The 13,577-nt window shown below is 62.6% G+C and carries 11 protein-coding genes; 6 read left to right on the forward strand and 5 right to left on the reverse strand.

Annotated elements, in window-relative coordinates; genetic code table 11:
* Positions 1-102 precede the first annotated feature (102 nt).
* Positions 103-393: a DUF2798 domain-containing protein gene (locus B3361_RS03990; RefSeq protein ID WP_154211807.1), complete on the reverse strand. Its 291-nt coding sequence runs from the start codon at positions 391-393 to the stop codon at positions 103-105.
* A gap of 83 nt (positions 394-476) precedes the next feature.
* Here B3361_RS03990 and B3361_RS03995 point away from each other — a divergent pair, with 83 nt between their 5' ends.
* Positions 477-1,406 (forward strand): LysR family transcriptional regulator, encoded by a 930-nt coding sequence (locus B3361_RS03995; RefSeq protein WP_029888088.1) that lies wholly within the window; start codon positions 477-479, stop codon positions 1,404-1,406.
* A gap of 220 nt (positions 1,407-1,626) precedes the next feature.
* Here the strand turns inward: B3361_RS03995 and B3361_RS04000 are convergent, their stop codons facing one another.
* The 3 genes from B3361_RS04000 to B3361_RS04010 all read right to left on the reverse strand — a co-directional run bounded on the left by B3361_RS04000 (position 1,627) and on the right by B3361_RS04010 (position 3,997).
* Positions 1,627-2,892 (reverse strand): OmpP1/FadL family transporter, encoded by a 1,266-nt coding sequence (locus B3361_RS04000; protein WP_029886693.1) that lies wholly within the window; start codon positions 2,890-2,892, stop codon positions 1,627-1,629.
* Between the two features lie 147 nt (positions 2,893-3,039).
* The gene (locus B3361_RS04005; protein WP_029886692.1) at positions 3,040-3,522 is read right to left on the reverse strand and encodes a hypothetical protein; all 483 of its coding nucleotides are present in this window, start codon (positions 3,520-3,522) and stop codon (positions 3,040-3,042) included.
* A gap of 250 nt (positions 3,523-3,772) precedes the next feature.
* Positions 3,773-3,997 carry a hypothetical protein gene (locus B3361_RS04010; protein ID WP_009686213.1) on the reverse strand — a complete coding sequence of 75 codons (225 nt, stop codon included), beginning with the start codon at positions 3,995-3,997 and terminating at the stop codon, positions 3,773-3,775.
* 946 nt (positions 3,998-4,943) lie between these two features.
* On the opposite strand from B3361_RS04010, the gene B3361_RS04015 reads away from it, so the two are divergent.
* On the forward strand, positions 4,944-5,363 hold the full coding sequence (locus tag B3361_RS04015) for a tetratricopeptide repeat protein (protein ID WP_029886691.1): 420 nt from the start codon (positions 4,944-4,946) through the stop codon (positions 5,361-5,363).
* Positions 5,364-5,522: 159 nt separating this feature from the next.
* Positions 5,523-6,896 (forward strand): DNA recombination protein RmuC, encoded by a 1,374-nt coding sequence (rmuC, locus tag B3361_RS04020; protein ID WP_166524986.1) that lies wholly within the window; start codon positions 5,523-5,525, stop codon positions 6,894-6,896.
* Here the strand turns inward: rmuC and B3361_RS04025 are convergent.
* On the reverse strand, positions 6,868-10,344 hold the full coding sequence (locus B3361_RS04025) for a hybrid sensor histidine kinase/response regulator (RefSeq protein ID WP_029886689.1): 3,477 nt from the start codon (positions 10,342-10,344) through the stop codon (positions 6,868-6,870). The two genes, rmuC and B3361_RS04025, sit on opposite strands and share 29 nt — an antisense overlap.
* 260 nt (positions 10,345-10,604) lie before the next feature.
* Between B3361_RS04025 and B3361_RS04030 the strand changes: the two genes are divergently transcribed.
* The 3 genes from B3361_RS04030 to B3361_RS04040 all read left to right on the forward strand — a co-directional run bounded on the left by B3361_RS04030 (position 10,605) and on the right by B3361_RS04040 (position 13,567).
* The gene (locus B3361_RS04030) at positions 10,605-11,336 is read left to right on the forward strand and encodes a GntR family transcriptional regulator (protein ID WP_029886688.1); all 732 of its coding nucleotides are present in this window, start codon (positions 10,605-10,607) and stop codon (positions 11,334-11,336) included.
* Between the two features lie 99 nt (positions 11,337-11,435).
* A complete protein-coding gene (locus B3361_RS04035; RefSeq protein ID WP_029886687.1) occupies positions 11,436-12,710 on the forward strand; it encodes an MFS transporter in 1,275 nt (424 codons plus the stop codon).
* A gap of 23 nt (positions 12,711-12,733) precedes the next feature.
* Positions 12,734-13,567: an amidohydrolase family protein gene (locus tag B3361_RS04040; RefSeq protein WP_029886686.1), complete on the forward strand. Its 834-nt coding sequence runs from the start codon at positions 12,734-12,736 to the stop codon at positions 13,565-13,567.
* Positions 13,568-13,577 lie beyond the last annotated feature (10 nt).

Here is a 13,577-nt window from a genome sequence, read left to right on the forward strand (position 1 = left end):
AAGATCAAGATCAAGATCAACAGCCAGATCAAAAGCCAGATCAAAAGCTGTGCGGGGGTTGAAGAGGTGGGCCAGCGCCACCTGTGCCAGCGGTAGGCGACCTCACTTGGCATGCACCGTGATCGCCACCAGCCGTACAACCACCGGCCTCACCATCAATACACAGACAAACGCCACCGGCATCGCCAACTGATAGGCCTTCAATACATTGCTCAGGTAGTCCGGGGTAACCCCAGCGTTCGCTGCTGTAATAACAAAGCTCATCAATAACGCCATGATCGAAGACATGTAGAACGCGAAAACATAGGGCGTGGCAACGGGGTGCAATTTGCGGCGGCGGCGGGTGGGGACAGATCGCTCATGCGTACTCCTTGAAGTTAAGTGAAGCCGCAGGCTAGCAACCCTCGCAATGGCAGCAGTAGACCAGCAAAACTGAGTTCTTTATAAAGAGATGCTTACGAATCAAGGGCCACTGCATGGACCTGCTCAACGCCATCCGTTGCTTCATCAAGGTCGTCGAAGCCGGCAGCATTGCCGCTGGCGCCCGTAACCTCGGCCTCACCCCGGCCGCGGTCAGCCAGAACCTCGCCCGCCTGGAAAGCCACCTGCAAGTGCGCCTGCTTACCCGCACAACCCGTAGCATGTCCCTGACACCCGCAGGCAACCAGTACTACCAACGTGTCAGCCATATCGAACGTGACCTTGCCGAAGCCGAGCAGGCCATCACCACCCCAGACAGTGAACCCCAGGGCCGACTGTGCATTGCTTCGACCTCGGCCTTCGGTCGCCATGTACTGGCTCCCCTGATACCCGCATTCAGCGCCCGTTACCCACTGCTTTCGATAGAATTGGTAACGACCGATCGCCGCGTCAACCATGCCCGTGAAGATGTCGATGTGAGCCTGCGCATCACCCCGCAGTTGGAAGAGCAGCTGCTGGCCCGGCACATCGCCCGTATCCCGTTCATTTGCTGCGCCTCCCCCGGCTACTTGCGAAGCGCCGGCCTACCGAGCACGCCTGAGGCCCTGCGCGATCACCGGTGCCTGGTGTTCCGCTACCCGGTGGACGGCCGCCTGCTACGGTGGGGGTTCATGCGTGACGGGCTGCGCTTCGAGCCGGTGTTCGGCAACGTGCTCATCAGTGACGACATCGATGCGCTGACCCACATGGCCGTGCATGATGGTGGTATTACCCGCCTGGCCGAATTCATCGTGCGGCCACATCTGGCTTCAGGTGCGCTGGTGCCGTTGTTTGAATACAGCGACAACGGCCAGGCATACGCCCAGACCGAGCCGATGGACATCTACCTGTGCCTGGCGGACCGCTTTGCCATGACGCCTGCTGTGCGCGTGTTCACGGCGTACCTGCGTGAACACCTGGCTGACACCTGGCAAGTCCAGACGTGAAAAAACCGCCACGAGGGTAATGCCAGTCAGTTAAGTAATTTGGGGCCGCTTTGCGACCCTTCGCGGGCACGCCCGCTCCCACAGGGAATCGCGCTTTTCTTGAGTTCAGCGCCAAACCTGTGGGAGCGGGCGTGCCCGCGAAGGGCTGCAAAGCAGCCCCAGTAACGCTTAACTGACAGGCATCAACCGCGAGGGCGGTTTTTTCAGGCAGCGCGTACCGTCAGAAACGATAGGTAAGCGACGCACCGACACCGTGCGCGCTGTTCTCGTACTTGGCCTGGTAGCTGCCCTTGGTTGCGCTGACCTGGTTGACCTTGGTGTCTTCTTCCCAAAGGTAGGAATACGCCACGTCAATAGTCATGTCGTCATTCGGGCTCCAGCCTGCGCCCAGGCTGAACACCTTGCGATCACCTGTCGGGATGCGCGGCGAACGGTCGTGGTTGTTGGTTGGCGATTGGTCAACGGTAAAGCCGGTACGCAGTACCCACTCCTTGTTGACCTTGTACGATGCACCAATGGCGTGTGCCCAGGTATCGTGCCAGTTCTGCTCCTCGGTAATGGTCTGGAATGCCGAACCTGCCAGTGGCGCAGGCACATCGTTCTGCACGGTGATGTTTTCCAGGCGGCTCCAGCGCGTCCAGGTGCTGCCCGCGTACAGGGTCCACTGGTCATCGAGTTCGTGTGTAACCGAAAGGTCGACCGATTCCGGCGTCTTGATCTTCAGGCTGGCATCGAACTTGTTGCCGTTAAACGGCCCGATCAGCGGGGTGCTGACGCGGGTCTTGCCTTCCAGCTTGTAATCGACCATCGAGTGGTAGGTCAGGCCGACGCGGGTGCGGTCGGTGGCCTGCACCATAAGGCCGATGTTGTAACCAACGGCAGTATCGTCACCCTTGATTTTCACTTCACCATCGTTGCGGCCCGGGGTGAATGGGTTGATCAGGCTGGAGCCCAGCTCACCCTTGATGCGGTTGATCGTTGGACCAAAACCGATCGAGACCTTGTCGTTGAAGGCGTAGCTGACGGTGGGCTGGAAGGTGACGACCTCGACGTGGCTCTTTTTGCCCCAATAGCGCGCAGCGTCATCGCTGCCGTAGTCGGTCACCAGGCCGAACGGCACATAGACACCGAAGCCGACGCTCCAGTGGTCGTCGATAGGTTTGACGTAGTAGCCCATGGGCACGCCAACGACCGGCACCATGTCACCATCGGTTTCCCCCCCGAGGTTGCTGCCAGGCCCGGAAATGTCGGTTTTGGCGATGACGGCTGCGCCGCCCACGGTGAACTGTTCACGTTTGAGGCGGGACATGCCGGCCGGGTTGCCAAACACGGTGCTGGCATCTTCGGCAGAAGAAGAACGTCCCGCGAAACCTGTCCCCATGCTGCTGATGCTCTGTTCGTTCAATGCAAAGCCGCTGGCGAGCAGTTGGCTGGATGCAAGAGCCACGGCTACGCCGAGGGAGGTTTTGAGCATTACTTTTTTCATTATTAGAAAACTCCTTGGGATCTCCGGGGCGAAAAGCTACCAACAAATGACGCGCCGCGCTATAGCCTCAATCGCAGGAGTTAGAGCGTTTTTGTAGGACAATCCGACCAAAATTCCCTTTTTTCCGGCTTTGATGTAGGACGCTTCTCAAGATGCCTGGGGCAATCTTTGATCCACGCAGGTGTGCCAAGCATGAGTGAAGTCGCGCAAGCGGCCTTGGGGGTAGAAAATCTGACGCCATATGCGCGCCAGTGCCAGTAAATCGTCAGCGGCGGGCAAGGGCATGGCGTGTTCTTCGACGAGCATCCAGGCAATGGCCGTGGAGTATCGCAGGTTGACCGTAAGCTCGAGGTGCGGGCCGCCCAGGAAGGCATGCTGGCTCGCCAGGCCCCGGACGAGGCTGGCCAGGTCGGGATCACGGGCCAGGTAGTTATCCCACAGCGCTTGGTGGCGGTGTTCGCCAATGCGGTAGAGGCCGTGCCCGCGTCGGTCGTGCAAGGCAGCCCCGAGTGCCGACTGGCTGGCGGCAATGCCCAGTAACAAGGCTTCAGCGCTGGCGCAGTGACGGTTCAGGTAAACCAGGGTGGGCCGTATCACATACTGACACAATTCATTCGCCGCAATACCCATGATGCCCTCGAACAGTAAAGGGCCGGACGGGCGCTGGAGCTTGGCAGCTGGTGAAGGAGTCAGGCCCGCCGGAAGCGGCAAGTACCGCTCGAGTTGAAGTGTAGTGTGATAATCGTGGTGTAAAGAGCTGTTTTTAAATCAATTGCTGCCTGACGTTGCGGGGTATATGCCCTAAGGCAATTACGCCGTGAACGTTCAGGCAGGTAGACGATGGCATGATTCAGCGTATGAATACTGCAGCATTCGCCGCTCACGCGGTGAGCGACTGGCGAGTCCTTGCAATGACTGCCTGCAAGGGTTCATTGCGGCTGTACTGTTCAGGGTACAGGCGCTCGGTGTGGCAGGCGACGCCGTGTTCGTCTACCAGGGTAAAGCTGAAGCTGCCTTTGCGTGGGGCAACGATAAGGCACTTCAACGGCGAGAAGGCCTGGGAAAGGGTGCCAATGGCAGCCTGAATCTGATGATGGGTTTGCATATTGTTGGATGTTCCTGCTTTAAACACGGGGAGTATGATCCGTGCATGATAGAAACGTTCCAGTGACGCCATTATTAAGGGACGAGCGAACCTGACTGGAACAGGGCAGCCAGAGGGGCGCAATCAAATGTGGGCGCTTGGGCTGACTGGTAGGTACTTCAGAAGGCAGGCAGCACGCCGGGGCCAAGGTTCGCGGCCATCGGGGTGGGATCCTGATCAATCTGTCGGGTGATTCGTGCTTGACCAGCCTGTGGCTGGCGAGTGAATCATCGAATGGGCCGGTCCTGGTTTCAGCAGGGCCGCACTTGGGAGGTGGGCGACTGCAAGGACATGGGGCCAGAATTGACTTTCAGCTTGGTACTAACGAGGCGGACTGTACAGTGAATGAGTGCGCTTGGCAAGCACCGTGTCAGTATTGGGTAGCCGAGCAGTATGGCCTGAATTCGCCAGGCTGGGAAGAGGGTGCAAATGGCCCGTATCGCCACGGATGTACCCATTGCGTGCATTCAAAAGAGGGCTCACGGTGCATTTGTTCACATTCGGTGCAGGGCTTGTAACAGCACCGCAACAACCCCTGGCGACTTCGCCAATGCCTTGACTGCGTGGTTAAGTCAATGAAAAAAAACACTATTTTCAGCTGGTGAAAAAATCGTCAGTTTGACTGAAGCCCACAGTTTACGGGGGTTTGCGGGGTGTGTCATAGGGTTGTCCACCGAGTTATCCACAGGAACTGTGGATTGTCCCCGGCACTTGCTCTAGCACGGGCGTATCAGCTACGCGCCGAGCTGTCCGACAATCGCGAAGCCTGGACGACTAGCCCAACCATTCGCCGGCGAACGTCAAGAAAAGATCATCTAAAATTTTTTTCATTGTTCCGGATTCGACAGGCCATGGCGGAAAAAAAAGCGTACAGTGGCGCGCCTTTCGCATTGCCTGACGTGTTGCCATGAAGTTCCGCAGTAAACACCTCGCCAACTCCGCCGCCCCTACACCACCCCCTGACGCCGAGCGGTTCAGCTTGAAAGTGGCCTTGTGGCTGCTCGATAGCCCGCGCCTCGGTGACAAGCCCCAGGTCAAGCATCTGGCGGGCCGCCTGCTGAAGCAGCCGGCCCGCCAGGGTGTGGTGGTGGCGCAAAGCCGGCTAGGGCAAATGCTGTGCCGGGATTGCGGCAATGCCCGTGACCGGCGCATTGGCCATGAGTTACTGCGCCAGGCAGCGCGGGCCGGGGACCGGCGGGCGCAGCTGGAATACGCGCGGTTGTGCCAGCACAACGCGCCGGCGCAGGCGCGTTACTGGCTGGAGCTTGCGGCGGGGCAAGGTTCGCAGGAAGCGCGGCGGCTGCTGGGGCAGTGGTTTGCGGGTTGAAGGCTGATAAGCTGCACCCATTCGTACAGCGCGTTCGGGGTAAGCATGACAGTGGATCTGGCCAGCATTCTGCTCGGCGTGGTGGCAGGGGCTTTGCCCTGCCTGGGGTGGATCATTCAGCTCCAGCGCCGTCAGGGTGCACGGCAGGGCGAGCAGGCATTGCTGGAGGAGCGCCTCAACGCCGCCCAGTTGGCCCAGGCCGGGCTGCAAGCGCAGCTGGATGCCAGCCGCGACGAAATCAGCGACCTCAGCGAAGCCAATACCCTCAAGCAGAGCCAGCTGGCCGCCCAGGGTCGTGAGCTGGAGTTGCTGCAGATCGACCGCGACAACGCCCGCGACGCCGCCCATGCCTGGCACCTCGAACGCGCCAACCGCGAAGCCGAACTGCGCCGCCTGGAGGCGCAAAGCGCACGCCTGGAGGCTGAACTGCGCGAACAGCAGGAAAGCCACCAGCAACGCCTCGAAGACCTGCAAGAAGCCCGTGACACCCTGCGTGCCCAGTTCGCCGAAATGGCCACCAAGATCTTCGACGAGCGTGAGCAGCGCTTTGCCCAGACCAGCCAGCAGCACCTTGGCCAGTTGCTCGACCCCCTCAAGGAACGCATCCAGTCGTTCGAAAAACGGGTCGAGGAGAGCTACCAACAGGAAGCCCGGGAGCGCTTCTCGCTGAGCAAGGAGCTGGAGCGCCTGCAACAGCTCAACCTGCGCCTGTCCGACGAAGCTACCAACCTGACCCAGGCACTGAAGGGCCAGAAAACCCAGGGCAACTGGGGCGAGTTGATTCTCGAACGGGTACTGGAGCATGCCGGTCTGGAGAAGGGCCGTGAGTACCAGACCCAGGTCAGCCTGAAGAGCGCCGATGGCGAGCGCTTCCAGCCCGATGTGCTGATCATGCTGCCGGGCGACAAGCAGGTGGTGGTGGATGCCAAGGTCAGCCTCACGGCCTACCAGCAGTTCGTTTCCAGCAATGACGAGGCCGCGCTCAAGCAGCATGTGCAATCGCTGCGCAGCCATGTCAAAGGCTTGTCGAGCAAGGATTACAACCGCCTCGAAGGCCTGCACAGCCTCGACTTCGTGTTGCTGTTCGTGCCCATCGAGGCGGCCTTCTCGGCGGCCCTGCAGGCGGAGCCGAACCTGTTCCAGGAAGCTTTCGACCGGCAGATCGTGATCGTCAGCCCCACGACCTTGCTGGCGACGTTGCGGGTGATCGACAGCCTCTGGAAGCAGGAACGCCAAGGCCAGAACGCCCGGGAGATCGCCGAGCGGGCCGGCTGGCTATACGACAAGTTCGTCCTGTTCATCCAGGACCTGGACGAGCTGGGCAGTCGCCTGCAACAGGTGGACAAAGCCTATGCTGCGGCGCGCAACAAGTTGTGCGAGGGGCGCGGTAACCTGGTAAGCCGCAGCGAGCAATTGAAGTTGCTCGGCGCCCGCGCCAGCAAAAGCCTGCCGCCCGACCTGCTGGAACGGGCGCTGGCCGACGCGGCGCTGGCCGATCAAGCGCTTACTGAACCAGGTTCAGATGGCGATTGAGCATAGCGCGCAGGGCCGCAGGCTTGACCGGCTTGGCCAGGTAGTCGAGGCCGGACGCATGCACCAGGGCAATGGTTTCCTTGCTGCCGTCGGCACTGATCACCACACCCGGTACGGGCTCACCCAACCGCGCACGTAGCCAGCCCATCAGCCCGGTGCCGGTCTCGCCGTCGTCTAGGTGGTAGTCCACCAGCGCCAGGTGCGGGCGCAGGCCGTGGTCCAGCAAGGCGGCGCATTCGGCCTGGTTACGCGCAGTAGACACCTGGCAACCCCAACGGCTGAGCAGGCTGTTCATGCCGATCAGAATGCTGTCTTCATTGTCTACGCACAGTACCTGCAAGCCTGCCAGCGGCTGGCTCGCCTGCTCCAGCGGGGCGGGCTGTGCCGGCGCGGCCTGGCGGGCGATGGGCACACTGACCCGAAACACCGTACCTTTGCCTGGCCATGAACGTACTTCCAGTGGGTGGCCGAGCACCCGGCACAGGCCGTCGGCGATCGCCAGGCCCAGGCCCAGGCCCTTTTCGGCACGGGTCTGGTGGCTGTCCAGGCGCTTGAATTCCTGGAAGATCACCTGCAGCTTGTCGTCGGCGATGCCTGGGCCGCGGTCCCAGACTTCCAGCCACAGCCGCCCGCCCTGGCGCCGTGCCCCCAGCAGAATCGGGCTTTTGCCATAGCGCAGGGCGTTGGTAAGAAAGTTCTGCAGCACCCGGCGCAGCAGTTTCATGTCACTGTCCACCCGCAGGCGGCTGCCGCGCAGGCGGAATTCCAGGCCCTTCTCGGCAGCCAGCAGCTTGAACTCGGCGCCGAGGGTGTCGAACAGTTCGGTAAGGGCGAAGGGCTTGGCGTCTGGCGTGATCTTGCCGTTTTCCAGGCGCGAGATGTCCAGCAGGTCGCTGATCAGCTCCTCTGCCGAGCGCAGTGAGCTGTCCATGTGCTGCACCAACTGCCGGGCTTCTTCATTCATGCCTTCGGCCTGCTGCGACAAGGCGGCGGAAAACAGCCGCGCAGCGTTCAACGGTTGCATCAGGTCATGGCTGACTGCAGCCAGGAAGCGGGTCTTGGACTTGCTGACCGCTTCGGCCTGGCTCTTGGCTTCGGACAATGCCTGGTTCAGTTGCGACAGTTCATGGGTGCGCTCGGCCACCCGTTGCTCCAGGCCTTCGTTGGCATCGCGCAGTGCCTGTTCGGCCTCGCGGAACGGCGTGATGTCGGTGAAACTCATGACGAACCCGCCCCCGGGCATCGGGTTGCCGATCAACTCGATCACCCGGCCGTTGGGGAACAACCGCTCGGAGGAGTGCGCACGGCCCTGGCGCATCCAGTGCAGGCGGCGCGCCACGTGCACCTGGGCCTCGCCGGGGCCGCACAACCCGCGCTCGGCGTTGTAACGGATGATGTCGGCAATCGGCCGGCCGACACTGATCAGCCCCTCCGGGTAGTTGAACAGCTCCAGGTAACGGCGGTTCCAGGCCACCAGGTGCAGGTTCTGGTCGACCACGCTGATGCCTTGGTTGATGTTCTCGATGGCGCCCTGCAGCAGGGCGCGGTTGAACTGCAGGACTTCGCTGGCTTCATCGGCGATGCGCACTACGTCTTCCAGCTGCATGTCGCGGCCTTCGATGGCCGCCTTGACAACCGCGCGGGTCGACGAGGTGCCCAGCACGCCGGCCAGCAGCCGTTCGGTGTGTTCGATCCAGTCGCCGTCCGCGTTCTGGTTGGGGTTGAAGCCCTTGCCCTGGCGGTAGGCAAAGCGGATGAAGCTCTGCCGGGCGCGCTCTTCGCCGACAAAGCGCGATGCCAGGGTCAGCAGGTCGTCGATCTGTACCGCCAGCAGCGGCTTGCTGCTGGGCCGGGCGCTGGTCTGCTGGCCAATGAAGCGGCCAGCCTGCCAATGTTCGGACACCCGCGTGCGCGACAGCAGCGACACCCAGGCGAACAGGGTGAAGTTACCCGCCAGCGACAACACCACGCCTTGGGTCAGGGGACTGATCGGCAGGTTCAGCGGGTTGCCGTGCAGCCAAGCCAGCCCTGGGAACACCTGCAGGGGCCAGCCCACACTGTGCGCGGCAATCGGCAACACCAAGGTGTAGAACCACAGGAAGATACCGGCAGCCAGGCCGGCAAACACGCCGCGGCGGTTGGCCTGCTTCCAGTACAGCGCGCCGAGCATGGCCGGGGTCAATTGGGTCACGGCGGCAAACGCGATCTGGCCGATGGTTGCCAGGCTGGCGGTCGAGCCCAGCAGGCGATAGCTGACATAGGCCAGCAGCAGGATCACCACGATGGTCACCCGGCGCACCGAGAGCATCCAGTGACGGAACGCTTCGAACGGCCGTTCGGCATTGTTGCGGCGTAGCAGCCAGGGCAGCAGCATGTCGTTGGAGACCATGGTCGACAGTGCCACGGCCTCGACGATGACCATGCCGGTGGCTGCCGAGGCGCCGCCGATGAACGCCAGCAGCGCCAGGCTCGGGTGGGCCTCGGCCAGCGGCAGGCTGATCACGAACGAGTCGGAAATCACGGCCCCTGGCAGCAGCATTTGCCCGGCCAGGGCAATCGGCACCACGAACAGGGCAGCCAGCCCCAGGTACAGGGGGAACACCCAGCGGGCCAGGCGCAGGTCTTGTGGTTCGATGTTCTCCACCACAGTAACGTGGAACTGCCGCGGCAGGCAGATGATCGCCATCATCGCCACGGCGGTCTGCACCACCATGGAGGGCCAATTGATGGTCTCCTGCCAGTAATCCTGCAACTGAATCGACTGGCGTGCCTGGCTGAACAGGTCGCCGAAGCCGTCATACAGGTTGAACACCACGAAGATGCCCACAGCCAGGAAGGCCAGCAGCTTGATCAGCGATTCGAAGGCAATGGCCAGGACCATGCCACGGTGGTGTTCGGTCACGTCCAGGCTGCGCGTGCCAAACACGATGGCGAACAGCGCCAATACCAGCGACACCACCAGCGCGGTGTCCTGGACGCGTGTGCCGGTGGCGTCGGCACTGGCGCCGATCAGCAAGTTCACGCCCAGCACGATGCCCTTGAGCTGCAGGGCGATGTAGGGCAGCACGCCAACCAGGCAGATCAGCGCCACCACCACCGCCAGGGTCTGCGACTTGCCATAGCGTGCGGCGATGAAGTCGGCGATCGAGGTGATGTTCTGCTGCTTGCTGATCAGCACCATCTTCTGCAACACCCAAGGCGCAAAAATCAGCAGCAGTACCGGGCCCAGGTAGATCGGCAAGAACGCCCACAGTTGTTCGGCGGCCTGGCCAACGGCGCCGAAGAAGGTCCAGCTGGTGCAGTACACGGCCAGCGACAGGCTGTACACCCAGGCACGCAGCTTGGGCGGCAACGGCGTGCTGCGGCGGTCGCCATAGAAGGCGATGGCGAACATGATGGCCATATAGGCCAGGGCGACCACGGCGATCAGCCCGCTGGACAACGACATGAAAACTCCGAAGCAATAAGATAACGCGGTCCCGATCTACCAGTCTGGCACGCTGGTGGCGCTTCGTCAGCGCCGACGATGGTCGCAGTGGCGCGTGGTCGCAGGGCCCGGCTTCGCTGACCGGTACCGGCCCTGTCGCCAGCAAGGCAGCTGACGCCTCAGAACCGCGACAAGCGGAGGATTGACAGCCCGGCATACGCGGGGAATACTGCCTCCAGAATTCATATATATGTTTATATAACAACAAGAGAGCGAGACCCATGCACCCACTGTCCGGTGATGCTCGACTGCCCCGTTACCAACAACTGCGCGACCACTTGCTCGAGCAGATTGCCAACAACCGCTGGCGCCCAGGCGAAGCGATCCCGACTGAGGCTGCCTTGGCCACCGAGTTCGACATGTCAGTCGGCACCGTGCGCAAAGCCGTGGACGTACTGGTGGCTGAAGGCGTGCTGGAGCGTCAGCAGGGGCGCGGTACCTTCGTGCGCCGCCCGCAATTCCAGTCTTCGCTGTTCCGGTTCTTCCGCTTCGAAGCCGCCAATGGCCAGCGCGCGGTGCCTGAAAGCCGCATTCTTGCCATCGAGCCGATGACTGCGCCTTCGGCGGTCGCCGAAGCACTGGGCCTGGCGGTTCACAGCGAGGTGATCCGAATTGTCCGTACGCGCCTGCTCGGCGCCCAGCCGGTACTGGCCGAAGAAATCTGGTTGCCGCGCCAGACGTTCCAACCGTTGCTGGAGGTCGACCTGAACAGCGAGGGGCCGCTGCTGTACCCCCTCTACGAAGCACTGTGCGGCCAGGTGGTCGCCTACGCCGAAGAAACCCTCACCGCCGAAGCGGTTGACGCGGCGCATGGCCGCTTGCTGCAACTGCCGGCCGGCAGCCCGGTGGTGGTGATCGAGCGCCTGGCCCGTGACTACGCCGGCAAGCCGCTGGAATGGCGCCGCTCACGCGGCCATGCGCAGCACTTCCGCTACCGCATCGACATTCGCTAAGCCGGCGGCTGCACCCCGTTTCCCTCTGCGCCGTGCACACGCGGCGCGGTGGTTCCGCTTGCCTGGCGGTCACAGGCACACACTAGAAGGATAACAGTCATGTTCAGTTGGTATCGCCAGATCACCTCGCGGGAACGCAAGACATTCTGGGCCTGTTTCGGCGGCTGGTCGCTCGATGCGCTGGAAGTGCAGATGTTCGGCCTGGCCATCCCGGCGCTGATCGCCGCGTTCTCCCTGAGCAAAGGCGATGCCGGCCTGATCAGTGGCCTGACCCTGGTGACTTCGGCCATCGGCGGCTGGCTGGGTGGCACCTTGTCCGACCGCTACGGCCGCGTGCGGACCCTGCAGTGGATGATCCTCTGGTTCTCGTGCTTCACCTTCCTCTCGGCGTTCGTCACCGGTTTTTACCCCTTGCTGTTGGTCAAGGCCATGCAAGGCTTCGGTATCGGCGGCGAGTGGGCTGCCGGCGCCGTGCTGATGGCCGAAACCATCAACCCGAAATACCGCGGCAAGGTCATGGGCACGGTGCAGAGCGCCTGGGCCGTGGGCTGGGGCCTGGCCGTGGCACTGTTCATGCTGATCTACTCGCTGGTGCCGCAGGAATTTGCCTGGCGGGTGATGTTCTTCGTCGGCCTGTTGCCGTCGTTGCTGATCCTTTGGGTACGCCGCAACGTGCCCGAGCCGGACAGCTTCCAGCGCCTGCACAACGCCAATGCCATCCCTGCCAGCTTCCTGCACTCCATGGCCGGCATCTTCCGCCCGCAGCTGTTGCGCGTGACCTTGCTGGGCGGCCTGCTTGGCCTGGGCGCCCATGGTGGGTACCACGCGGTGATGACCTGGCTGCCGACCTTCCTCAAAACCGAGCGCAACTTGTCGGTGCTGAACTCCGGTGGTTACCTGGCGGTGATCATCCTGGCCTTCTGGTGCGGTTGCGTGGTCAGCGGCCTGCTGATCGACCGCATCGGCCGGCGCAAGAATATTCTGCTGTTCGCCCTGTGCTGCGTGCTGACCGTACAAGCCTATGTGTTCTTCCCGCTGACCAACACGCAGATGCTGTTCCTCGGCTTCCCGCTGGGCTTTTTCGCCGCCGGTATCCCGGCCAGTCTGGGGGCGTTTTTCAATGAGCTGTACCCGGCCGAGGTGCGCGGTGCCGGGGTGGGCTTCTGCTACAACTTCGGCCGCGTACTGTCGGCAGTGTTCCCGTTCCTGGTCGGCCACATGAGCGAGTCGATGTCCTTGGGCAGCGCCATTGGTATCGACGCTGGCATCGCCTATGGCGTGGCGGTGATCGCCGCCTTGTGCTTGCCGGAGACCCGCGGGCGCACCCTCGAAAATGCCACGGCGCCGCACACCGCCGGGGCAGTTGCCAAATAACCTGACTTTTCTGTATGAGAGCCATGCCCGACGTACCTCCTTTACACCTGAGCGCGATCGACAGCCACGCCCACGTTTTCAGCCGTGGGCTGGCGCTGGCCAGTGAGCGGCGCTATGCCCCTGATTACGATGCGCCGCTGGGCGACTACCTGGGCCAGCTGCTGGCCCATGGTTTCAGCCATGGCGTGCTGGTGCAGCCGAGTTTCCTCGGCACCGACAACCGCTACCTGCTCAGCGCCCTGCAGGCTGTGCCGCAGCAACTGCGCGGGGTGGTGATGCTGGCGCCCGATGTCGAGCCACACACCCTTGCCGACATGGCCCGGTCAGGCGTGCGTGGTGTGCGCCTGAACCTGATGGGTCAGACCCTGCCGGACCTGGCCAGTGGCCGCTGGCGACCGCTGCTCGAACGCATTGGCGAACAAGGCTGGCACCTGGAACTGCACCGGCAGGTGGCGGACATACCGGCACTGGTCCGCGCGCTACAACCCTATGGCCTGAACATCGTGATCGACCATTTCGGCCGCCCCGATGCCCGCCGTGGGCTGGGCCAGCCCGGGTTCGCCGAACTGTTGACCCTGGGCGGGCAGGGCAAGGTTTGGGTGAAGGTGTCGGGGATCTACCGGCTGGCGGGGGCGCCGGACGAGAATCTGGCCTTCGCGCGCTCGGCACTGTGCGCGCTGGAAGCGCACTACGGCGCCGAGCGCTTGATGTGGGGCAGTGATTGGCCGCATACCCAGCATGAGTCGACGACCAGCTTTGCCACTGCAGTGCAGCAGTTCGAGGCCTTGGGTTGCTCGGCCCAGCTGCGCCAGGCCCTGCTGGTGGATACCGCGCGGGCTTTGTTCGGTTTCGAATGAGCGCCTGCCG

It is taken from the genome of Pseudomonas sp. UBA6699, from assembly GCF_002454615.1.
Taxonomy (GTDB): Bacteria; Pseudomonadota; Gammaproteobacteria; order Pseudomonadales; family Pseudomonadaceae; genus Aquipseudomonas; species Aquipseudomonas juntendi.

Excerpts from the sequence above, each read along its gene's own strand:
- B3361_RS04035 (WP_029886687.1), top strand. The coding sequence starts at position 11,436 with ATGTTCAGTTGGTATCGCCAGATCACCTCGCGGGAACGCAAGACATTC.
- B3361_RS04005 (WP_029886692.1), bottom strand. The coding sequence starts at position 3,522 with ATGGGTATTGCGGCGAATGAATTGTGTCAGTATGTGATACGGCCCACC.
- B3361_RS04040 (WP_029886686.1), top strand. The coding sequence starts at position 12,734 with ATGCCCGACGTACCTCCTTTACACCTGAGCGCGATCGACAGCCACGCC.
- B3361_RS04010 (WP_009686213.1), bottom strand. The coding sequence starts at position 3,997 with ATGCAAACCCATCATCAGATTCAGGCTGCCATTGGCACCCTTTCCCAG.
- B3361_RS04000 (WP_029886693.1), bottom strand. The coding sequence starts at position 2,892 with ATGAAAAAAGTAATGCTCAAAACCTCCCTCGGCGTAGCCGTGGCTCTT.
- B3361_RS04030 (WP_029886688.1), top strand. The coding sequence starts at position 10,605 with ATGCACCCACTGTCCGGTGATGCTCGACTGCCCCGTTACCAACAACTG.
- B3361_RS04025 (WP_029886689.1), bottom strand. The coding sequence starts at position 10,344 with ATGTCGTTGTCCAGCGGGCTGATCGCCGTGGTCGCCCTGGCCTATATG.
- B3361_RS03995 (WP_029888088.1), top strand. The coding sequence starts at position 477 with ATGGACCTGCTCAACGCCATCCGTTGCTTCATCAAGGTCGTCGAAGCC.
- B3361_RS04015 (WP_029886691.1), top strand. The coding sequence starts at position 4,944 with ATGAAGTTCCGCAGTAAACACCTCGCCAACTCCGCCGCCCCTACACCA.